General features: G+C 75.6%; 8 protein-coding genes. 7 read left to right on the top strand and 1 reads right to left on the bottom strand.

The genetic code is table 11. From position 1 onward, the window contains the following. Position 1 precedes the first annotated feature (1 nt). Genes ACO2TI_RS15790 through ACO2TI_RS15760 form a run of 7 tightly spaced genes read left to right on the top strand, consistent with a single transcriptional unit; the run spans position 2 to position 22341 of the window. The gene (locus tag ACO2TI_RS15790; protein WP_423285769.1) at positions 2-604 is read left to right on the top strand and encodes a hypothetical protein; all 603 of its coding nucleotides are present in this window, start codon (positions 2-4) and stop codon (positions 602-604) included. Beyond that, the gene (locus tag ACO2TI_RS15785; protein WP_423285767.1) at positions 601-10428 is read left to right on the top strand and encodes a DUF6603 domain-containing protein; all 9828 of its coding nucleotides are present in this window, start codon (positions 601-603) and stop codon (positions 10426-10428) included. Before ACO2TI_RS15790 ends, ACO2TI_RS15785 begins: the two co-directional genes overlap by 4 nt. Further along, entirely contained in the window at positions 10428-12455 is a 2028-nt protein-coding gene (locus ACO2TI_RS15780; protein ID WP_423285766.1) for a hypothetical protein, read from the top strand. Before ACO2TI_RS15785 ends, ACO2TI_RS15780 begins: the two co-directional genes overlap by 1 nt. Then, positions 12452-13474 carry a hypothetical protein gene (locus ACO2TI_RS15775; RefSeq protein WP_423285765.1) on the top strand — a complete coding sequence of 341 codons (1023 nt, stop codon included), beginning with the start codon at positions 12452-12454 and terminating at the stop codon, positions 13472-13474. The genes ACO2TI_RS15780 and ACO2TI_RS15775 overlap by 4 nt, the downstream gene beginning before the upstream one ends. A 2-nt stretch (positions 13475-13476) precedes the next feature. Continuing rightward, positions 13477-17532, top strand: coding sequence for a hypothetical protein (locus ACO2TI_RS15770; protein ID WP_423285764.1), 4056 nt, complete (start codon positions 13477-13479; stop codon positions 17530-17532). Next, positions 17529-21212 (top strand): hypothetical protein, encoded by a 3684-nt coding sequence (locus tag ACO2TI_RS15765; protein ID WP_423285762.1) that lies wholly within the window; start codon positions 17529-17531, stop codon positions 21210-21212. The genes ACO2TI_RS15770 and ACO2TI_RS15765 overlap by 4 nt, the downstream gene beginning before the upstream one ends. Before the next feature lie 25 nt (positions 21213-21237). After that, positions 21238-22341 (top strand): peptidase, encoded by a 1104-nt coding sequence (locus tag ACO2TI_RS15760; RefSeq protein ID WP_423285761.1) that lies wholly within the window; start codon positions 21238-21240, stop codon positions 22339-22341. On the opposite strand, the gene ACO2TI_RS15755 is transcribed toward ACO2TI_RS15760, so the two are convergent. Further along, positions 22308-22868: a GNAT family N-acetyltransferase gene (locus tag ACO2TI_RS15755; RefSeq protein ID WP_423285759.1), complete on the bottom strand. Its 561-nt coding sequence runs from the start codon at positions 22866-22868 to the stop codon at positions 22308-22310. The two genes, ACO2TI_RS15760 and ACO2TI_RS15755, sit on opposite strands and share 34 nt — an antisense overlap. Positions 22869-23143 lie beyond the last annotated feature (275 nt).

Here is a 23143-nt window from a genome sequence, read left to right as displayed (position 1 = left end):
CGTGGCCTCGACCGTCGCGCCCGAGTTCACGCGCTTCGTCGCGGCGCTGCGCCGTGCGCCGCCGCGGCCGATGGCCGAAGGCGAGCTCGGCGAGCCGCTCGTCATCGACCGCGAACACGCGCGGCCGTTGCTGCAGGTCGCGGCGCGCCGCGCCAGCGGGCTCGTGCGGCCGAGCCGGCGCAACGAGGTCGTGTGGGTCGACGGCGACAGCGAGCTGGCGGTCGTGCTCAATGACATCGACCTGCACCTGGGCACCGGTTTCGTCGAGATCGCGCTGCCGGTGCGCTGCGACCAGACCGGCGCGGCGCTGGTGCGCGTGAGCTTCGCCTGCGGCGCGCCCGACCGGCCGGCCGGCCTTTATGCCTCCACGCTGCGGCGCCCGCAGGGGCCGGAGCTGGTCGTCTCGGTGTGGGGCGACGCGCTGGTGGCGTTCGCGTGGCAGTGCCTGCTCGGCCTCGTCACCGGCATCGCGGCCGCGGCCGGCAAGGACACGCGCGGCAACCTGCTGGTGCCGGTCGAACTGGTGGCGAGCGAGCGCGGCCTGCAGGTGTTCCCGATGGCGCGGCATCGCTTCGCCGGCAGCTCCGGGCTGAGGCCGCGATGAGCCTCGCCAAAGCCGACCTCGGCCTGCTGGCCAACCTCGCCGAGGCGCTCGGCCTGTTCAGCGGCGGTGCGCCGAACGCCGACTGGCTGGCCCACCCCGAGACCTACCTGAAGCGCATGCTGCGCAACGCGGCGCAGCGCGACGCGTTGATCGGCTTCGTCGACGAGGCGCTCGGCGGCGCCGAACGCAGCACCAGCAACGGCGTCGTGTGGCTGCCGATCGTCGAGGCCGGTGCGCTGCGCGTCGCGGTGACGCTCGACGCGCAGCAGCCCGACGGCGTGCATGTCGGCATCGGCCTCGAGGTGCGCACGCACGCGCCGGCCTCGACCTCGCGGCTCGCCGTGCCGCTGTTTCGCGCCGACCGCGATGGCGCGGCCTCGAGCGGTTCGCTGCTGCTGCTCGGCGCGGCGGGTGGGCGCATCCGCCTGGGCAGCGATGTGACGCTCGGCGCCGGCGCACCGGGCGCAGTGCGGCTCGACGCCATCGGCCTCGAGCTCGACGTGCCGACCGCGCCGGGCGACGCCGCGCCCGGCTTCGCGCTGCTGCTGCGCGGCCTGCAGCTGCCCGGCGCAGCGCAGCCGCGCGACGTGCGCATCGCCGCCGATGCCGCCGACGAGCTCGACGACGCCGTGCTCGAGTTCGTGCTGGCGCTGCTGAAGTCGCGCGCCGACGCGGCCGGCGCGAACGCGGCGCTGGCCGGCTTCGCCGGGCTGCTCGGCCTGCGCGCCGGCGACGGCGTGCCCGACTTCCCGCTCGCGGCCGTCGCCGGGCGCGGCGCGGCCGCCCTCGCCGACTGGCTGCGCGGCGTGTTGTCCGACGCGGCGGCGCGTGCCGACTGGCTGGGCCACGCGGCCGCGCTGCTCGGCGGCACGCGTGTCGGCAACGAGGTGCAGCTCGCGCTCGGCGGCAGCGCCGTCGCGCTGTCGCTCGCGGTGGACGCCGGCCCCGACGGCGGCGTGCGGCTCGCGCCGCAGCTGTCGGTGCGCTTCGGCAATGCCGACACGCGCGTACAGGCCACCGCCCAGCTGTGCCGCATCGACCTGGCCGGCGGCACCGCGCTCGCGCTGCCGAGCCTCGCGCTGTGGGCCGCCACCGGGCGTGCCGCGCAACCGGTGCTCGACCTGCCGGCCGCCGGGCCCACGCCTGCCGTGCGCGCCGAGACACTGCGCGTCGGCTTTGCGCTCGACGCCGCGCGCAAGCCGACCTTCGTGCTCGCCGCCGACACGGTGAAGATCGGCGCGCGCGAGTACGACAGCCTCGACCTCGCGTCGCCCGACGCGCTGATGGACGCCGCCGGCGCGGCCGCCGGCGACATCGCCGCCGGGCTGCTCGGTGCGCTCGGCGGCGCGCTGCCCGCGGTGCAGAAGCTGCTCGGGCTCGCGCCGCCGCCCGGCGTCGCCGCGGTCAGCCTGCCCGCCCTCGCCACCGACCCGCTGGCCGCGGTGCGCGGCTACTGGCAGGCGCTGCTCGGCGTGCCGGCGGCGGCCGCCGACGTGCTCGGCACGCTGCGCGAGGCGCTCGCCGACGTCAGCCAGTCGGCCGCGGCCGTGCTCGGCGCCGGCACGCCGGCCGATCCGTGGCGCCTGCCGCTGGCCGACGCACTGGCGCTCGAAGCCGCCTTTGACGCCGGCGTGCTCAGCGTCTCGCTGGCCGCCAAGACCAGCGTCGACACGCTCGGCCAGCGCTGCACGGTGGTGACGACGCGCCTCGCGGCAACGCTCGCACGCCTGGACTTCACGGCCCGCCGCGCCGAGCTGCTGCCGTCGGCCGAGGCGTCGCTGCTCGCGCGCGAGCGCGGCGTCGATCCGCCGCAGGCCGTGCTGGCGTTCGACGAGGCGACCGAGCTGCTCGCCGACCACGTCGGCCTTAGCCTCGGCTGGAGCGCCGCCGGCGGGCTGCGGGTGGCCTTGAGCGCGCCGAACCCGCGCCTGCGCTTCGATGGCGAGACCGTGGCGCTGGCGGTGCCGACCATCGGCGCCGACGGCCGCGTCGACCTGCCGCCGCCCGCCTGGGACGGCGTGCAGCTGCTCATCGGTCGGCTCGCCGCGCTCGGCAGCCTGCAACGCAGCTTCGTCGGCGAGCTGGTCGCCGCGTTCGGCTGGAACGCGCCCGAGTTCGAGCCCGGCCGCGGCGACGAAACGCACGCCGTGCTGCGACTGGCCGAGCTGCTCGACGACCCCGCCGCCGCGCTGCGCGCGTGGCTGCCGAAGCTGCTGCTCGACCACATCGGGCCGCGCGCCTTCGCGCTCGTCGCCGACCTGTTCGGCGGCAGCGGCGCCAGGCGCGCGATGTTCCGCGGGCGCGGCCACCCGGACGACCCGTGGCGCATCGTGCTGGCCGACGACCTGCCGCAGCTGGCGGTGTGGTTCCCGCCCGCCGGGCCGGCGCCCCGGCTCGTCGCCGCGCCGCAGGCGCTGCGCGACTGGCGGCCGGGCCAGCCGGCGCTGCCGTTCGACGTGCTCGAGGCCGCCTTGCTCGCCGAGGCCGAAGTGGCCGATGACGTCGCCGACCTGCTGCGCATGCGCGTACCGCTGCTGCCCGGCCTCGACGCGCTGGTGCTGCGCTGGGCCGGCAGCGACGGCCGCATCGCGCCGCCGGCCGCACCGCCCGCCGGCATCGACATCGCCACCATCGGCCTGGGCGCCGGCCAGCTGTGGCCGCACCTCGATCTGGCGGACGCCACCGGCCGCACGCCGGCCACCGTCGTGCACGTCGCGCTCGGCGCCGAAGCCTGGCCCGACGCGCCGGCAGGCCGTCGCGTCGACCTCACCGCCGTCGGCCTCGCGCCGGAGATGCTCGCGCTGCCGGCCGCGGCCACCGGCGAGTGGTTCGTCGCGCTCGGCCGCCGCGCCGAATGCCGGCCCGCCGGTGCGCCCGGCGACGGCCACGCCGAGCAGGCCGAGCGGCTGCGCAGCTGGCTCGCCGCGCTGACCGCGGTCGATGCGCAGCTCGCCGTCGTCGCGGTTGCCGGTGCCGGGCATGCCGCGCGCGCGGCCGCCGACGCGGTGACCGGCGTCGCCGACCTGGTGCTGCTCGGCACGCCGCTGGCCGCGCTCTCGCTGACCGCGCTCGACACGCAGCCGACCGCCGATGCGCTGCGCCTGCTGCATCGCCTGCTGCCGCCGCCCGATGCCGGCGACGACGAGCCCGAGGACAACGACCTCGCGCTCGGCCGCGCGCTGGTCGGCGCGCTGATGGAACTCGCGCCGCTCGCCGACGCCGGCGCCGACCTGCGGCTGCCGGCCGCTGCGCTGCCGCTGCCGCGCGCCGGCCTCGCGGTGAGCGCGCTGTTCGGCAGCGTCGACGCCGAGCAGGTGCGCGCGGCGATCACCGCCATCGTCGCCGCCGGCCTCGCGCTGCGTGCGCGCACGCGCGTCGCCGAGCGCATCGACGCGGCCCGGCCGAGCGGCGTGCAGGCCGGCCTGCACTGGATGCTGCCGGCGCGCGCCGGCGGGCTGCTGGCGATCGAGGGCAGCGCCGATCTCGCCTTGCTGGCCGCCGACCTCGGCGGCGCCACCACAGCGCAGCGCGTCCTGCGCGTGCGCCTGTCGGTGGCCGACCGCAGCGGCTGGCTCACGGCGACGCCCACGCTCGCGCTGCGCGCCGCCTCGCTCGACCTCACGCTGCCGCTCGACGGCGCCTCGAGCGGCGCGTGCCGGCTTACGCTGCACGATGCGCTCGCCTTCGGCCAGTCGTGGGAGCGCCTGCGCATCGGCGCGCTGCCGGGCCTCGCCGTCGACGCGGTGCTGCCCGAGGCGCGTGTGCTCGTCTCGGCGCTCGTGCAGCGGCTCGTGGCCGACGTGGGCGGCGCGTCGTCGGTCGCGCTGGCCGACGTGCTGCAGGCGCTCGGGCTGGTGGCCGCCGAGGGCGGCGTGGTCGCCAGCGCGCTCGAGCAGCTCATCCACGACCCGGGCGGTCTGCTGCGCGAGCGGCTCGCGGCGGCCGGCGGCGATCTCGCCGCCGCGCTCGCCGCGCTGCTGGGCCCGCTCGCGCTCGACATCGACTTCGCCGCGCGCAGCGTGCGGCTGCAAGGCGGCGATGCCGCGCGCGGGCGCTTCGGCTGGGACGCCGACGTGAGCGTGTCGCCGGCCGGCGTGGCGGGCCGCCTGCACATCGGGCCGGCCGACGAACTGCAGCTGCGCGTGTCGCTGCAGCCGTTCGCCGCCAGCCTGCACTGGCGCGACGACACGGCCGCGCTGTGGCCGGCACCCGACGCGCAGGCGCTCGCGCGCATGCTCGCCCGCGCCGCGCCGGCGCTGGCCGCGCACGCCGCGCTCGAACTGCTGCGCAGCGCCGACGAGGCCGCGCGCCCCACCATCGATGCGCTGCTCGACGCGCTCGGCTTCCTGCACGGCGCCGCCGGCGATGCCGGGCGCGCGCTCAAGCCGCTCGCACCGCTGCTGCGCGATCCGGCGCGCTGGTTCGCCGAGGCGGCGTCCGCGCCGCGGCTGCAGGCGCTGCTCGACGCGCTGAGGCCACTCATGCAACGACCCGGCGCGGCGGGCGAGGCGCTGGCTCTCACGACCGGCACGACGCTGTCGGTGGCACCGCACGGCGATGGCGTGCGGCTGCAGCTCGCGCTCGATGCGTCGGCGTGGACCGCGCCGGCCGGCGTCGCGTCGCGGCTCGGCACCGGCGTCATTGCCGGCCTGCAGTTGCGCGCGGGTGCGGTGGCGCAGCCGTCCTTGCACGTGCACGCCGGCGTCGGCCTGACGCCCGAAGGCCGGCAGGCGGTGCACGCGACGCTGGGGCCCGCGGGGCTGGCCGTGTTCCTGCGCCCGGCGAGCGGCCCCGACATTGCGCTCGTGCCGTTCGCCGGCCTCGGCTCGCTCGCCGGCAACGCGGTGCAGGCGCTGCCGTTCCTGCTCGATCGCCTCGCCGCCCGGCCGGCGCCGGTGGGCCCGCTGGTCGCCGCGCTCGGTGATGCGCTGCAGTTGCGCGCCGGCGCGCCGGCGGCCTTCGACATCGCCCGGCTGCGCGCCTGGGCCGCGCATCCGTCCGAGAGCCTGCGCGATGCCGCCGCGTCGATCGGCAACGCCATGCTCGACACGCTGGCGCCGCGCGTGGCGGCGCTGGTGCCGGCCGGCGTGAACGTCGCATCGGCCGGCGGCGAGCTCAAGGTCGCGATCGGCGCCTTCAGCGCGGCCTGGCGGCCGGCCGAGCGGCGCGTCTCGCTCGCCGCCGTCGAGCTCGCGGTGCCCGGCATCCAGCGACTCGACTTCAGCGTGGCGCTCGACAGCGACGGCCTGCGCGAACTGCGCGCGAGCGTCGGGCCGGCCGAGCTCGATGCCGGTGGCGTCGTGCTGCGCCCGTTCGCGAGCGTGGCCGCCGGCACCGCGCCGGCGGGCGGCGTGCGCGTGCTCGTCGGCCTTTCGACGGGCGGCGACGCGCGCGTCGCGCTGCGCTGGCGGCCGGGCGGCTTCGACCTCGTCGCCAGCGACGGCCTGCTCGACGATGCCGACCCCGTCGCGGTGGCGCGCCGGCTCGCCGAGGCGCTGGTCGACATCGCCGCCGCGGTTGCGCTCGCTCAGCCTGCGGTCGACGCGCTGCTCGACCAGGCGGTCTCGCCGACGATGAGCGTGCGCAACCTGCTGCGCGGCGTGCTGCTCGCCGACACGGCCGACCCCGACGCGCTGATCGCCCAGCCTTTCGACGCCGCTGCGCTGCCGGCGCGCGTCAAGCGCCTGGTCGCCAACCTGGCGAGTGCGGGCGCCGGCGTGACGCTCGACGCCCTGACGCTGCGCTTCGCCGACGCCGCGGGCACGCTCGGCCTGAAGGCATCGCTGACGCAGCGCCAGCAGGTGCTCGACAGCGATGTGCAGCTGTGGATCGAGAACGACGACTCGTGGATCACGCCGAACGAGCCGGGCGACGGCGGCCTGTTCGTCGGCTTCATCGACGCGGGTCTCACGAGCTTCACGCCCAAGCTCGTCGTCGACGGGCTCGGCCTGCGCATCGGCCGCGCCAGCGGGCCGCTGCTCGACGCCGGCATCGCGATCGAGTCGGTGGCCCTGCACGTGTTCGCGTCGATCGGCGCGGGCGGCGTCGACGGCGCCGGCGTGCAGCTGCAGTTCGCCAACCTCGCGGTGAGCGCCTCGGGCGTCGGCGGCTCGAACGCGATCGCGCAGGGCATCCTGCGCGACACCGGGCCGACGCCGCCGCGCCCGGCGTTCTCGCCGGCGCTGGCGGTGCAGCAGCACGGCAGCGGCGGCGTCGCGGTCAGCCTGCGCGCCGGCACGCCGCCCGGCCCGTGGTGGGTGGCGGTCCAGAAGGGCTTCGGGCCGCTGTACGTGGAGCAGGTCGGCTTCGACGCGCGCATGCTCGCCGACGGGCGGCTCGAGCGCGTGTCGCTGCTGCTCGACGGCAAGGTCGCGATGTTCGGCCTGAGCTGCGCGGTCGACGACCTGCAGATCACCTACTTCACCACCGACGGCGACCCGTTCGAGGCGGCCAACTGGAAGGCCGATCTCGCCGGCCTCGCGGTGTCGGCCGACATCGCCGGCGTGAGCCTCGCCGGCGGCCTGCTCAAGCAGGTCTCGAACGCCGGCACCGCGCAGCAGAGCATCGAGTACCTCGGCATGCTGCTCGGCCGCTTCGCGGTCTACGGCCTCACGGTGTACGGCGGCTACGGCGAAGGCGTCGATACCGGCGGCACCCGGTTCACCTCGTTCTTCGCGGTCGGCGCGATCAACGGCCCGATCGGCGGGCCGCCGGCGTTCTTCGTCACCGGCGTCGGCGGCGGATTCGGCATCAACCGCCGCCTGGTGCTGCCGACCGACCTGTCCACCTTCGGGAACTACCCGCTGATCCAGGCGCTCGACATCGCCGCCAAGCCGGTCGAGCCGATGCAGCAGCTGCGCCAGCTGCGCGATTACTTCCCGATGCAGCGCGGCACGTTCTGGTTTGCCGGCGGGCTGTCGTTCACCAGCTTCGCGCTGGTCGACGGCATCGCGGTGGTCGGCGTGCAGGTCGGCGACGGCCTCGACGTGAACCTGCTCGGCCTCGCGCGCATGGCGCTGCCGCGGCCGCAGGTCGCGCTGGTGTCGATCGAGATCGCGCTGGTCGCGCGCGTGTCCTCGCGCGAAGGCGTGGTGTGGGTGCAGGGCCAGCTCACCGACAACTCGTGGCTGCTCTACCCCGACATCAAGCTCACCGGCGGCTTTGCCTACGTGATCTGGTTCAAGGGCGAGCACGCCGGCGAGTTCGTGCTGACGCTCGGCGGCTACCACCCGACCTTCAGCCGCCCCGGCTACCCGCAGGTGCCGCGCCTGGGCATGCGCTGGAGCATCGGCTCGAACATCGTCATCAAGGCCGGCGTGTACTTCGCGCTGACCTCCGAGGCGCTGATGGCCGGCGGCGACTTCGAATGCTCGGCCACGCTCGGGCCCGGCTGGGCCGAGGTGAAGTTCGGCGCGCACGGCATCGTCTACTTCGACCCGTTCTACTACCGCGTCGACGCCTACGCGCGCATCGCCGCCGGCGTGACCATCGACACCTGGCTGTTCGGCGAGGTCACGTTCAGCCTCAGCAAGGGCTGCCGGCTGATGGTCGAAGGGCCCGACTTCCGCGGCCGCGTGACCTTCGAGGTCGGTCCCGTCGAGCTGACGTTCGGCTTCGGCGGCTCGGATCGCGCCCAGAAGACCACCATTCCCGCCGACGCCTTCATCGCCAAGTACCTCGAGGCCGGCGACGGCGGCGCGCTCGCGCATGCGCTGATCACGTCGGCCGGCGCGCTGCCGGCCAAGGCCGAGAGCGCGACGCCCGACGGCTCGTCGCAGCGGCCGTTCGTCGTCGTCGTCGAGTTCTCGATGATCCTGACCAGCACGGTGCCGGCACAGCACGTGCGGCGCGTGCAGCCCAAGGCCGGCGAGCCGCTGCTGACGTCGCACGACCCGGGCAAGGCGCTCGGCGTCGCGCCGATGGGCGCAAGCGATGTCCACCCCGAGATCGCGCTCGAATGGCGGTTGCGCGGCGGCGCCACGCAGCCGCTGCCGTTCGCGGTGCGCCCGCGCGCTTTCGGCGCCTTCCCGCTCGGCGTGTGGGGACCGCCCCAGGACATCAACAACCGCAAGGTTCCGAAGGCCGAGATGGTCGAGGCGCTGCACGAGCTGGAGCTCGTGTGCGAGGCCACGGCCTCGGGCGGCGGGCCCGAGATCCCGTATCACCAGGTGGAGATCGGCCCGCGCAAGCCGCTGCCGTTCTCGCGCAGCGCCGGCAGCATTGCCGAGCTGCGCACCACCGCGCAGTCGATCGCCGCGCTGCTCGGCGAGCCGGCCACGGTCGACGACGCGTTCGGCACCGCGCTGCGCTTCCTCGCTCGCAGCGCCACGCCGACCGCGCTGGCCGCGCTGCGCGGCGAGCGCCAGGCACCGCCGCGCATCGGCACGCTGGCCGAAGGCCTCGAGGCGCCGACGAGCACCGTGGTGCCGGCGGTCGGCGCCAAGACCGCGCCGAAGGTCTACGACCACGTCGTCGATGCGCCGCTCGCGGTCGGCCTGCTCGGCGCGAGCGCGGCGGCGAGCGTCGCGCCGCGCGCGCGCACCAGCGTGCGCGACTCGGCGCGCGCCTGGCGCGTCGCGCCGCCAACGCTGGCATCGGTGACCGCCGAGCGCAGCCGCTCGATCGCTGCGCGGCTCGTCGTCGCCGAGGCCCCGGCCGCGGGCGCGGGGCCGTCCGGTGCGCGCGCCGTGCGGGCCATGCGCGCGATCACGCTGATCGGCGCGGCCGAGGTGCCGCCGACCGCGCAGGCGCAGGCGCCGGTCGCGCTCGTCGCACGCAGCGGCGCGGCGCTGGCCGAGCCGCTGCAGGCCTTCGAGCGCGCGCTGGTCGAGCGCTCGCGCGGCGCGGCGGGCGCGGCGCTCGCACCGGGACAGGTGGCGGTGCTGAAGCTGCCCAACGCGCAGGCCGACGCGGCCTCGGCCGGCACGCGGCCGCGGCTTGCGGTGGCGGGCGCCGCGCTGCGCGTGGTGCTGCTGGGCCTCGGCGGCGCGCGGCTGGCCGATCGCTTGGTCGGCGCGGATGTCGGCACGAACTCGCGTGCCGAGCCGATCGAGATCCCGCAAGGCTGCGAGCGCATCGTCGCCATCGGCCTCGGCGCGCCGCGCGATGCCACCGCGCTCGCCGCGCCGGCCGGGCTGCTCGGCTGGCACGCGGGCCTGCGCATGCCCTACGTCGGCCACGGCAGCGCCATCGCGCCGGGTTGCGTCGTGCGCTCGAGCACCGACCGGCTCGCGCTGCACCGCGAGCGCGCCGATGCGGGCTGGGTGCACGGCGCCGAACTGGCGCAGGGCGAGACCACGGTCGTCACCACCTTCGCCGAGCCGCTGCGCACGGTGCTGATCGCGCTCGACGACCCGGCGGCCGCCGGCCGCGCGCTCGACGGCCGCCGCCTCGTGCTGGCGATCGACGGCGCGGTGCGCGCGCGCGACGCCAGCGGCCACGACAAGCCGCCCGCGCTGCTGACGATGGACAACCGCAGCGTGCTCGCCTACGAGGTGGTGCCCGACGCATCGTCGCGCGTGCCGCAGCCGGTGGTGGTCACGGTGGCAAGCCAGCAGGGCTGGTCGCTGGTTGCCGTGATGGGCAGCGCAGCGGTCGACGCGCGTTCGGCCCTGGTGCTGGCCGCGCGCGGACTCGACGCGGCGCTGTTGCCGCTGGCGCCTGCGGACGCGACCGGCGACGCGCGCATCGCCTGGGTCGGACCGGTGCGCACGCCCGAGCAGCGCCGTGCGGCGCATGCGCGCGCCGCCGGCGTCGCCGTGGCGCGCGCGCCCCGGCCCTTGTCGGCGGCCGCGCCGGCGCGCAAGACGACGAGGAGGCGCTGATGCCCAAGACCGGCCACTTCGTGCTGCACAGCAACTTCAAGCCGCAACTCACGGCAGGCCGCTACGAGCTGCTGAGCACGCAGACCGGGCTGCCGTTCACGGTGGCCCCCGAGACCACGCACGTGCACGTCGCGGCGCCGCGCTACACGATGCCGACCGAGCAGATCCTGTCGAGCTTTCCGCCGGCCAATGCCGAAGGCGCGTTCAGCGACCGGCTGCCGCAGATCGTGCTGAAGCGGCGCACGCTGCCGTGGGAGCGCAACCCGGCCGGCCAGCCCGTCACCTCGGACACGCCGTGGCTCGCGCTGGTGGTGGTCGCCGAAGGCGAGGCCGAGCTGTCGACGGCCGCGCCGGTCAAGGACTGCGTGACCCCCGGCACGACGCTGCTCGATGCCGACGACCGAGACGTCGAGCAGGGCTTGTACCTGTCGGTCACCGAAACGGTGGTGAAGAAGATCTTCCCCACCGAACAGGACCTGCCGCTGCTCGCGCACGTGCGCCAGGTCGACGTCGACGACACCGAGCTGGCCAACGGCGACGACGACGGCTGGCTGGCGGTGGTGCTGGCGAACCGTCTGCCGGTCTACGACCAGGCCAACGGCAGGCCGGTGCGCTACATGGCCTGCCTCGTCAACGTCGAGGGCCAGCTGGCAGCGCTGCCGAAGCCGCCGCCGCCGATCGACAAGTTCGTCTGGGAGCGCGCGCAGGACTGGCGCGGCCTCGCCGCGCTGGGGAGCGCGGCCGGCGCCGATGCGCTCGTCGCCGGCAACGCCGCGCTGCAGAACGTGGCCTTCGCGCAAGGCCTGCGCGCCGCGCCGCGCGACGGCCTTGCGCCCGGCACGCTGGCCGCCGCGAGCGTGACGCGCGTGGCCGGCGCGCTCGACGGCGCGCAGTCGCTCGGCGCGCAGCAGGCGGTCGGCGACCAGTGGCGCAGTGCCACCGGCCAGATCGCCGCCGCGGCGCTCGATCCCGACGCCAAGCGCCTGGTGCGCGACACGATGGGCCTGGGCTTTCGGCTGCCGATCGGGCTGTACGCGCTGGAGAAGGTGCTGCGCTTTCCCGTGCTCGCGCACTGGTCGTTCACGACCACCACCGAGACGACCTTCGAGTCGCTGATGCAGGGGCTCGACGTCGGCCTGCTCGGCACGCTGCCGCCCGAGCGCACGGCCAAGGACGGCGCGCCGCCGGCACCGCCGCGCGCCGGCACGCCGACCGAGGTGGTCGCCACCGGCCACGTCGGCCTCGCGCACCGCGCGCGCCGCGGCGACGCCGTGCGCGCCTGGTACCGCGGCCCGTGCGTGCCGTTCGCGACCAGGCGCAGCGGCGGCAGCGAGGATGGCCCGCTGCCGCTGGCGCACTCGGCCGACCAGCTGCGCCGCAGCATCCCCGATGGCCGCGAAGACCTCACGCTCGCCGCGGCGTTCGAGATCGGCCGCCTGCTCGCGCTGTCGCAGCTGTCGGTGGTGTCGGCGCTGCTGCGCTTTCGCGGCGAGCAGTTCGGCGCCGGTCGCGTGCGCGAGCTGCTCGACGCGTTGGTGCCCTTTGCGCTGCCGAAGCCGGCATCGAATGCGCAGGGGCTCGACCTCGGCCGCTTCGTCGCCGTGCAGCTGGTGGACGCCCTGGCGAAGAACCCCGAGCGCATGCTCGGGCCGCGGCGCCCGCTCGCCGACGCGGGCCGCGAGATCGACCGGCGCGCCGACCTCGACCGCGTCGTCGCGACCGGCCTGGGCCTCGACGCCGACGAGCTGCGCCGGCGCGGCGCCGAGATCGGCACGCTCGCCGCGCTGCGCGCCACCGCGGTGCCGGTGGCCGGCACGATGGGCGGCACGAAGGTCGGCGAGCGCGAGCGCGTGCTGTTGAGCGCGGCGCTCGACAACGAGCTGCAGCGCACGCTCGCCGTCGCGCTGCCGACGCGCATCGTGCGGCGCGGCCGGGCGCCCGCCGCGGCGGCGCCGCGCGACGCGCTCGACGAGCTGATCGAGCGCGCGCCGGCCGACGACGACGACATCGAGGAGGACGCATCGTGATCAAGCACCTGCGCGCCGAGGTCGCGCTCAAGGCGGCGATGACCGCGTCGCTGCAATACGCCGACCTCGCGACCGATCGCGACCCCGACGACGGCGAGCACGTCGTGCCCGGCGAGCTGCGCCGCTTCCTCGCGCGGCTGCGGCTGCTGCACGGCGTGCCGTTCAGCTACCTCGTGCCCGACGAGCAGCTGCTGCCGGTGGAGTCGATCCGCTTCTTCCACCTCGACCGCGCCTGGACCGACGCGCTGGTGCAAGGCGCGCTGAGCGTCGGCACCGTGTCGAGCGCGGACCGCACGCAGCTCGAGTCGGTGTATCCGCACGTGCGCGACGAGGTCGACGCCGCCGAGCGCGTCATCCGTCGCCCCGAGAAGGAAGACCGGCTCGACGGCGCCGGCGGCGCGATCACCGGCTTCCTGCTGCGCTCGCGCGCCGTGTCGGGCTGGCCGAACCTGCACGTGCGCGCCTACCGCGAGGACGTGCTGCCCGACAGCGCGCTGTCGACGGTCGCCGAGAGCCATCCGAGTCGGCTCAAGGTGCTGCGCATGGAGCGCCTGGCGCCCGCCGTGCTGCTGGTGCTGATCGACGGCGTGCCGGCGGTGGTGCACATCGAGGAGCCGCGCCAGGGCCTGCAGTTCGGCGCGCGGCTCGACAACGCCGACGCCACCGGCCATCGAGCGGCCCGCGTGCACGCGCGCGACGCGCTCAGCGGCAAGAAGGTGCTGCCCGAGGAGGTGATGAACGACACCAACTCGGTGCCGGTGCCGTTTCGCCCCGGCGCGCCGGGCGTGCTCAACGTCACCGCGCTGCGCGACCGGCTGGTGCCGAAGGTGCCGAACGCCGACGGCGCGCTCGCGCCCAACGCGTTCGCGCTGCAGATGCTGCGCTTTCCGTATCGCCAGGTGTTCGGCGACCCCGACGCACCGCGCGAGCAGGACCGCTTCTATTCGCTCGATGCGTTCAAGGTCACGCTCGCGCTCGAGCAGTGGAAGACCGCGCTGAAGGCGCGGCTGGAGCCCTAGCCATGGCCACGCGTCCACGCCGGCCGCCGGCCGCCGCACGCGACGCCGCGCTGACGCGCGAAGTGCTGCGCGGCAAGCGCTTCCTCGCCGCCGACCGCGCCGCGATGACGGTGGCCGAGATCGCGACCTGGGACACGCAGCTGCTGCGCGAGCACCGCCTGCTCGTGCCCATCGACGTGCAGGCGCTGTTCGTCGCGCCCGGCGACACCGAGCCGATGGTGCGCCTGCCGATGCTCGTGGCCGGCGCCGGCGCCGCGTCGCAGGACGACGGCCTGCCCGCGCCGTTCGACCCCGGCACGCCGCGCGCGAGCGGCGTGCACCTGCACTGGGCGATGCCCGACGCGCTCTTGCGCGGCACGCTCGCCGACGCCCCCGCCGGCGGCGCGAACCGCCTGGGCCTGCCGGCCCTGCCCGACCGCTGGGTCGTCGTTCGGCTGCTGCTGCCCGCCGGCGCGCGCGAGGTCGTGACCACCGGCTGGGTGCTCGAGGCCGATCGCGCCGTCGCCGTGCCGCTGGCCGCATGGAGCGAAGGCGGCGCCGCGCCGGGCACGCCGGCGGGCCTGCCGATCGCGCGCAACGAGCTGACCGGCACCGTCGGCGGCGGCGCGAACTGGTGCGCGGTCTACGACGCGGTGCTCAACCGCTTTGCCTTCCACGACCCGCTCGACGACGTGGCGCAGCTCGCGCCGAACGGCGTCGACGGCGACGCCGCGGCCTACGTCGTCGCCGGCTGGTGGAGCGACCCTGCGCTCGACCCGCTCGACGCGGCGCGCAGCGACGACAGCCTCGACGAGCTGCTCGAACGGCTGCGCTGGCGGCTGCTGCACGACTTCGGCGACGCGCGCTGGGAGCTCGAGCGCCGCCGGCAGGAGGAGGCGCTGCGCAAGGCGCTCGGCCTGCCGAGCGCCGACCGCTGGAGCGCCGGCCGCGCATCGAGCACGCCGCCGCGCGACGACACGCGCCTGCCCGGCGTCGAGCGGCTGCGCGCCGCCGCCGCGCTCGCCAAGCCGTTCGCGCCGATCGACGACAGCCTGCTCGCCAGGCAGCGCCCGGCGATCGCGTCGGTGTTCGCGACCGGCGCGCTCGAGCAGTTCCGCGCCGAACCCTGGCACCTGCGCTCGACGCTGCTGCACGGTGCGGTGTATGGCGTTCCCGTGCGCGGCGCCGCCGCGCCCGACCAGCGGCCGCCGCCGGGCGAGGTCTCGGTCGCGCTCGGCCAGCATGACGACGACCTCATTGCCGCGTTCGCCGCGGCGGGCGCGAGTGCCGACCAGCTGCGCGCCACCGAGCGGCTGCTCGCGGCCTTCACGGCGCAGAAGATGCACCGGCTGTCGGCGCCCGACGGCGCGGTCGAGCTCGAGGAACACGAGCACGCGGCGGCGTTCGCGTCGCTGCCCGCCGGCTCGGCCGGCAACGACCGCCTGCTGCAGCGCGTGCAGACCGGCGGTGCCGGCGGGCTCGGCATCGGCCGCGGCGCGCGGCAGGGCCTGGCCTTCGCCCAGCGCGCCGTCGAGGCCAAGGCCTTGCGGCGTGCCGCGCCGCCTGCGCGCCATGCGCATCCGCTCGCCGGTGCGCCGCTGAAGACGGCGATCGCGCTGTCGTTCGCGGCGCGGCCCGAGCTGATCCACGCGAGCGTGGCCGCGGTGAACGACCTGCAGCACTCGCGCGTCGGCGACGTGCTCGCCGCGACCGAAGCGCGCATCGTCGAGCGGCCCGCGCCGCGCTGGACCTTCGCGACCGATCCGCTGATCGGCCTGCGCGGCGCGCGGCGCAGCCTGCGCCACGGCGGCGACGGCCGCGGCTCGCCCGACGGCAAGCTCGGCTGCCGCTGGCCGACGCATGTCATCCAGGAGCTGCCCGGCGCGATCGCGCCCGATCGCTTCGTGCGCAGCCTGGGCAACGGCGGCGTGCCGCGCGAAGTGCTCGCGCTGCTGCGCGAAGCCGTGCTGCACGACCCGTATCACGACGAATGGGTGGCCGCGGCGGCCGCGCCGCCCGGCGCCGACGTGCGGCCGCTGTTCAACCGCCTGCGTGCCGAGACGCTGCTGCGCTACGGCGCCGACGGCACCTACGACGGCAGCACGGCCGCGTTCTCGGGCGTGACGGCGCCGCGCACGGCCCGCGCGCGAGCCGCGCGCGCCACGGTCGAGCCCGGCGCGTTCGAGCGGCAGCGCCTCGTCGCCGACGAGCTGCGCCGCTTCTCGCTCTACAAGGGCGCCGACCCCGACCTCGTCGGCGTGACGACCTGGTCGCAGCCGTGGGTACCGCAGTGGCTCGAATGGCAATTGCGCATCGACGGGCTCGATCCGCCGACGCTCGCGGCATGGAAGCTCGATGCCGTCGACCTCGAGGCCACCGGCGCCGCGTTCGACGGCGACACGCTGCTGCTCACCGGCCGCTCGCTGCTCGGCGCCGGTGCGGCGGCCACGCTGCATGACGCGATTGCCGACTGGCTCGCCGCCGAAGACGCGCTCGACGCCGCCAACGCCGGCCTCGTCGACGAGGCCACCGAGGCGGCGTACCGCCTGCTCGACACCGCCGTGCGGCAGCTCGACCTGTGCAGCGCCTCGCTCGACGGCCTGCGCCTGCAGCTGCTCGGCTTCGCGGTGCGCGACGGCCTGCAGCGCGCGGCGGACGGGCAAGGCGGCACGCGCGACCCGGCGCCGGTGAACCCGACCCACGGCCTGCTCGCCGGGACGCTGACGCTCGAGCGCGCGCGGCTGCTCGATGCGTTCGGCCGCACGCTCGAGCTGCCGCCGGCGGTGCTCGAGGCGGCACGCGTGCCGAGCCGCGCCGCGCTCGCCACGCGTCCCGGCGCGCTGGCCCTGCCGCCGCGGCTGTTGCGCCCGGCGCGCTGGCGCTTCCGGTTCGTCGACGCGTCGACCGCGGTCGGCAGCGAAGGCATCGAGGCGCGCGTCGACCAGGTGCAGCCTGAACTGACGGTGAACCCAGTGTGCGGCTTCGTGCTGCCCGACCATCTCGATGAAAGCCTCGAGGTCTTCGGCGCCGACGGCGCGCCGCTCGGCGAACTGCTGCACGAGGCGGCCAGCGGCGGCGTGGTGTGGGAAATCGCGGCCGGGCGCACCGGCCCGGCCGACGCCGGTCCGCATCACGACCTGACGCCGGCGCAGCGCCCGCTGGCGGACTTTGCCGCCGCGCTGGTGGCAGCCGATGCCGCGGCGCGCGGCGGCGCGGCGCTGGCCGCCGGCCATGAGAGCGCGTTGAGCGCGCTGCTGCGCGCCATCGACACGACGCTGTGGACGGTGGACAGCTTCGCGTCGCTCGGCAGCGAGCATGTCGCCGGCCTGGTCGGGCGGCCGATCGCGGTGGTGCGTGCGCAGCTGCGGCTGGAGCTGAAGCCGCCCGACGATGTCGACCTGTCCGAGCCCGCGCAGGCCGCCGCCTGGGCGGCCGCCGAGCGCGAGGCGCGGCGCCATGCCTTCGAGGTGCGCATCGGCGAGCTCACGCGCAGCGACGACGGTCTGCTCGGCTTCTTCGTCGACGACGACTTCGCGCGGTTTAGGCTCGTCGACAAGGCGATCGCCGCCACCGCCGCCGACGCCGGCCGCAGCCGCGGCAAGCTCGAGCTGCTCGGCGCGAACACCGGCGAACCGCCCTCCAGCGCGATCGCGCATCCCTACATCGCCGGCACCGACGACGCCGACACGCTCGCGCTGCACCTGGGCCAGAGCGTGACGCTGACCCTGTTCATGCACCCGGCCGGGCGCGTGTCGCTGACCAGCGGCATCCTGCCGCGCAAGGCGCTGGCGCTGGCACGCGACTGGGTCGGCCCGGGCCTGGCGAAGCTCGCGCCGTCGCTGCGCTGCGGGCCGGTGCTGGTCGAGACCGACCTCGACGCCAAGGGCCAGGTGCGGCTGCCCAAGGTGTCGGTGTTCGGCAAGCACCAGAACTTCCTGTGGCGCGACACGCCGGCGAGCTGGCGCAGCGACGCGATCCTCGCGGCCACGCAGACCGCCCTGCTGCCCGACACGCCGGCCGAGTTCCGCGAAGGCTGGATCCGCGTCGCGCCCGAGCCGCCGCAGGAGGAAACGCCGTGAGTCGCTACGCGTGGCCGAACGTGCCTGGCGCGCGCGCCGAGGCGAAGGACGACCCCAACGCCCGCGCGCGCCACAACGCGCGGCGCTACGCCGGCACCAGCGCCGAGGAGGCGCTGCAGGCGCTGCGCGCCGCGGCGGTGCCGGCGCCGGCGCCGCGGCGCGGCGGGCCGCTGCGTGCGCCGGCGACCGACGACAAGCTGCTGTGGCAGCCGCTCGGGCCGGCGGTGATGCTGTCGGGGCAGGCCGAGGGCGCGCCGCGCGTCAGCGGGCGCATCAACGCGCTGGCCGTGCATCCCGATGGCCAGCGCGCCTATGCGGCCTCGGGCAACGGCGGCATCTGGGCCACCGTCGACGGCGGCGCGACGTGGCAGTCGGTCGGTGGACTCGCGGCCACCGACACCGCCGGCATCACGCGGCCGGCGCATCGCAACACCAGCGCGGCGCTGCACGTGCAGTGGAAGGATCCGGCCGGCTCGGAGCTCGTGTTCATGGGCACCGGCGAGCCGTGGTCGGGCGCCACCGGGCTGCCCGAGAGCAGCGAGATGGGCGTGGGCATCTTCGTCGCCACCGCGCCGCTCGGCGGCGCGGCCGACCCGTGGAAGCGCGAGGCGAAGAACCTGGTGAACGACGCCGTCTACGCGATGGCCAGCAGCCCCGACGGCGCCACCGTGGTCGCGGCCGCGCGCACCGGGCTGTACCAGCGCCCGGCGGGCGGCGGCCAGGACGTCGACTGGCCGCGCGTGCAGAGCGAGCCGTTCAAGAGCAGCGCCGACCTGCGCTGCACCGACGTGCTGTGGACGCCGCCCGCCGTCAACGGCGCGCCCGCGCGGCTGTGGGTGTGGGTGCAAGCGCCCGCCGCCAAGCGCGGGCTGTGGGTGCGCGACGACGGACAGGCCGACTTCCGCCCGGTCGCCGTCGATGCGGCGAACTCGGCCTTCGGTTTCCACGGCAAGCGCGGCGTGCTCGGCGCGGTGGAGAAGAAGGCCACGCGGGTGTGGCTGATGCTCGACGACAGCCCGCAGCCGCGGCTCTTCCGCGTGCTCAACCCGAAGCCGGCCGACGGCGAGCCCAAGGCGCTGGCCGTCGAGGGCGTGCCCGACATCCTCGGCACGCAGGGCTGGTACGACATCGCCCTCGCGGTCGACCCCGGCGACGAGGACCGCGTGGCGCTCGCCGGCAGTTTCTTCGGCGATCCGCAGAACGCCGCCGACCTCGACCTCGTCACCACCGCCGACGGCGCGACGCGCAGCTACGACGCCTCGATCGTGGTCGACAAGGTCGTGCCCAAGCCGGGCAGTCCCGCCCGGCTGCAGTACGGCACGAGCGCGCGGGCGGCCAAGATGATCGGCGTGGGCGTGCATCCCGACGTGCACGCGCTGGCCTACAGCAACGGCGGCGCGACGCTGTGGACGGGCTGCGACGGCGGCGTCTACCGCTCGGACAAGCCGCTGCGGCCCGCGGGCTTTTATCCGCGCAACGACGGCTTGTCGATCAGCGAGACCAACTTCATGGCCTGCGACCCGCGCTTCGAGGGCGAGATCGTCGTCGGGCTGCAGGACAACGGCGTCGCGCTGCGGCTGTCGAATGCCACCTGGCGCGTGGTGCATGCCGGCGACGGCGGCGGCGTCGCGCGCAACCCGCGGGCGCCGCAGCGCTGGGTCGCGCAGTACACCAACGGCACCTGGTCGAACGAAGCGACCTACGGCACCTCGGGGCCGCTGTACCGCGTCGGCGCCGCGGCGGCGGCCGAGCGCGACGCGGCGGCGTTCTATTCCGGCGCCGCGGCGATCGCGCACCGGCGCAACCCGGCACCGGCGCCGGCGGTCAACACCTCGCAGCTGCTGATCGGCACCGACCGCCTCTGGTACAGCGGCGACTTCGGCGCCACCTGGTTCACGCTGCCGACCGGCAGCGATCCGCTGCCCGCGAACATTCCCGCGGTGTCGCCGCCGGTGCTCGACACCGCGCAGGACAACCTCGGCGCGAAGGTGCTGCTGTGCCGCTGGCAGGACGCCGATACCGCCTGGGCACTCACCGAGAACGCGGTCTACCGCTTTCGCCGCACCGCCGGCTCGCACGACGCCGGCGAGCCGGGCACCTGGGCACGCGACACCGTGATCGCGAAGACCGGCACCGTTGCGCCCGACCGCCCGGCGCCGAGCGGCAAGCGCAAGAAGCGCCCCGCGGTGCCGGCGGCCGATCCGATCGAGACGCTGCGCCGCGCCGAGAGCTGGACCGAGATCGAGCCGAACGCGCTGCCCGCCGCGGGCGCGCAGCCGGCGCGCGGTGCGCTCTACCTCGGCACCACCGGCAACGCCGTGCCGCCCGAGTGCGACACGCTGTGGTGGTTCGACGGCAACGCGACGTGGCTTGCGACCGGGCTGCGCGCCAAGGGCAACAAGGGCCAGCCGTGGCCGGCGCCGGTGACGTCGATCGCCGTCGACCCGGCGCGCCCCGACGAGGTGTGGGTCGGCACCACGGTCGGCCTGCTGAAGGGCACGCGCAAGGCCGTGGCCGGCACGCCGCCGTTCGAGTGGGACTGGGTGCCGCACGTCAACGGCCTGCCGGAGGCGGCGGTCGAGGACCTCGCGCTGTTCAACGACGGCGGCGTGCGGCTGCTGCGCGCGGCCATCGGCGCGCGCGGCGTGTGGGAACTGCGCCTCGACCGCGAGGCGGTTGCCCCGCTGACCTACCTGCGCGTGCACGCCGGCGACCTGCGGCATCGCGACGTGGCGCGGCTCGACCGCGGCGACGGCACGCAGCGTTCGTGGCACGACAGCCCCGACCTGCGGCCGCGGCTCGCGCCGTCGACGACGCTTGCCGGACCGAGCGCGAGCCAATCGTGGTGGCGCGGGCCGGTGAACGTGGGCGCCGAGCCGCTGCGCCGCTTCCAGGCGGCGCTGCGTTCGAGCAAGAAGGATCCGCGCGTGGTCGCCAACGGGCTGTGGGACGCCTACTTCAGCGAGGTGCTGCGCGACCTCGGCGCGCCGACGACCAACCAGCCCGCGCCCGCACCGCCGGCCGGCGCGCCGGCGCTGCCGGCGTTCTCGCGCGTGTCGATCAGCAAGGCGTTCTTCGAGTCGATCTGGAAGGACGCGCACCGCACCGCCGAGCCCTGGGGCGCCGGCCCGGTGCGCGAGCCGGACCTCCTCGAGCTGACGCCGCCGCTGCCCGAAGGCGACAACGGCAAGGCGCGCTGCGAGCTGGCGGCCAGGCCGTGGCGCGTCGACGTCGTCGTGCACCACCGCGGCCGCCTGCCGCGCGACGGCGGCGACGTGCGCGTGACCTTGCTGTGGTGGGCCGACCCCAAGCCCAAGAAGAAGGCGAAGTTCGACAAGCCCGCCGACTGGCCGCAAGGCGCCGTGCCGTGGACCGCGACGGTGCAGGCGATGCTCAATTCGGCGGACGGGGCGTCGGCGGCGCTGCCGCCGGGCTGGCACTACGCGGCGGACACCGACGCGACGCGGCGCCAGACGCTCGCCGGCCGCACGCTCGACGCGCTGACACCGCAGGTGGCGACCTTCGAGGCCAACGTCGGCGCGTTGCCCAAGGACGCCGCGGTGCTGCTGGTGGCGGTGATCCGCGCCGGCGCCGATCTCGCGCTGCCCGCCGCGGCCGACCTGCAGGACCTCACGCGCAAGAGCCCCGCGGTGGCGGTGCGGGCCGTGCGCATCGTGTAGGGCCTGTTAACGCTAGGAGGACGACATGACCACCACCTGCAAGATCTGCTCGCCGTTCGTGCCCGGGCTGACGGGGCTGCGCTCGGGGCCGCTCGACGCACCGGACGCCGTGGCGGTGCACGAGCGCGTGGACAACACCCGCGTCACCGTGCTGCGCGGCCCGACGATGGGCCCGCGGCGCGCGCGTGCCGCATTCGAGATCCTCAAGCTGTGGGAGAACGGCCGGCGCCTGCGCTGTCGCTTCCTCGACGGCGAGGCGGCCGTGAAGGCCAAGGTGGAGGCCATCGCCAAGGAGTGGCAGGACCACGCCAACCTGAAGCTCGAGTTCGTCAGCGACGGTGCGGCCGAGATCCGCATCAGCTTCGCCGAGAAGGGCTTCTCGTGGTCGACGATGGGCACCGACGCGCTCGTCGTGCCGGCCGCCGAGCCGACGATGAACTACGGCTGGCTCGAGGCCGACACCTCGCTGCGCGAGTACCAGCGCGTCGTGCGCCACGAGTTCGGCCATGCGCTGGGCATGATCCACGAGCACCAGAACCCGGCGGCGCAGGGGCAGATCCCCTGGGACAAGCCCAAGGTCTATGCCTACTACGCCCAGCAGGGCTGGAGCCAGGCGGACGTCGACTTCAACATCTTCGAGGTCTACGCCGAGGACAGCACCAACCACAGCGCGTTCGACCCGACTTCGATCATGCAGTACGCGGTGCCCGATGCCCTGACCGTGGGCAGCTTCGCGATCGGCTGGAACACCGAGCTGTCGCCGATCGACATCGACTACGCGCGCCGGCAATACCCGAGGGACCGGCCGGCGGTCACCGAGCTGACGGTGGGCGCCGCGCCGCTGCAGGCCGACCTGGCCGGCGCGGGCGAGGTCGACACCTACCGCTTCGTCGTGCCGCAGGCGGCGACCTACATCATGACCACCGAAGGCCCGACCGACACCTTGCTCACGCTGCACGGGCCGAACGACCCCGGCGCCGTACTCGCGTTCGACGACGACCGCGGCCGCGGCCGCAACGCGCGCATCGTGCGCAAGCTGCTGCCCGGCGAGCACTGGCTGACGGTCAGGCACAAGCAGCCGGGCGGGATCGGCAGCTACGCGGTCGCGGTGAAGAAGCGGGCCGGCTGAGCGTCGGTGCTCAGCCTCAGCGCGACGCAGTCCACCACGCCGCGCCGCAGCCGCATCCGCACGGGCTCGTCCAGCCGCCGGAAGCCGTGCTTCTCGAGGATGTGCAGCGAGGCGTGGTTGTCCTCGGTCGCGATGGCGTCGAGGTGGCCAACGCCCGAGCGCTCGGCCACGTCGATCAGCGCGCCCACCAGCGCCGACGCGACCCCGGCGCCCAGATGCAGGCGGTCGGTCTGGAAGGCGATCGTCGCGCTCGCCGGCTCGGTCTGCCACGCCTTCATCACCGCGCGCCCGACGATGGCGCGGCCGCACAGCTTGCGGGCCACCAGGCAGCACGTCGTGCCCGCGCGCACCTCGTCGACGCACGCCGCGAGCATCGCGCGCAGGCGCTGGTGGCCGTAGCAGGCAGCGGGCAGCGGCTCGTTGAACTGCTCGAACGCGCGCCGGTTGGCCCGCACGAAGGCCACCATCGCATCGAGATGCTCGCGCCCGAGCGGCTCGATCGCCACGGCGGGTCCATGCGCGTCCATGGCACAAGGCTAGCGCGCGGCCCTTCGCGCCGCGATCGGGCCCACGCCCTAGGCCGTTCACCGACCCTGCCGGGTTCGGTTCGCTTGGATGTCGGTCAGCCCGACACCGGCTGCCGTGGGCGCCGGGTCGTCACGATTCCACTGGTTGGAGGAATGCCTCGTCTGGACAGCCGCCGGACTCCAGCGTAGGGTCGGCGCCAGGCTGCCGGACGGTTCTCGCGGACGACGATCCGCAACGAACGGCGATCCCATGCTGCAGGTTGGCCACGGGGAGG

Source organism: Caldimonas sp. KR1-144 (assembly GCF_049446155.1).
Classification (GTDB): domain Bacteria; phylum Pseudomonadota; class Gammaproteobacteria; order Burkholderiales; family Burkholderiaceae_C; genus Rivibacter.
Note: the sequence above shows the minus strand (reverse complement) of the source record. Positions and strands in the feature narration are given on the sequence as shown.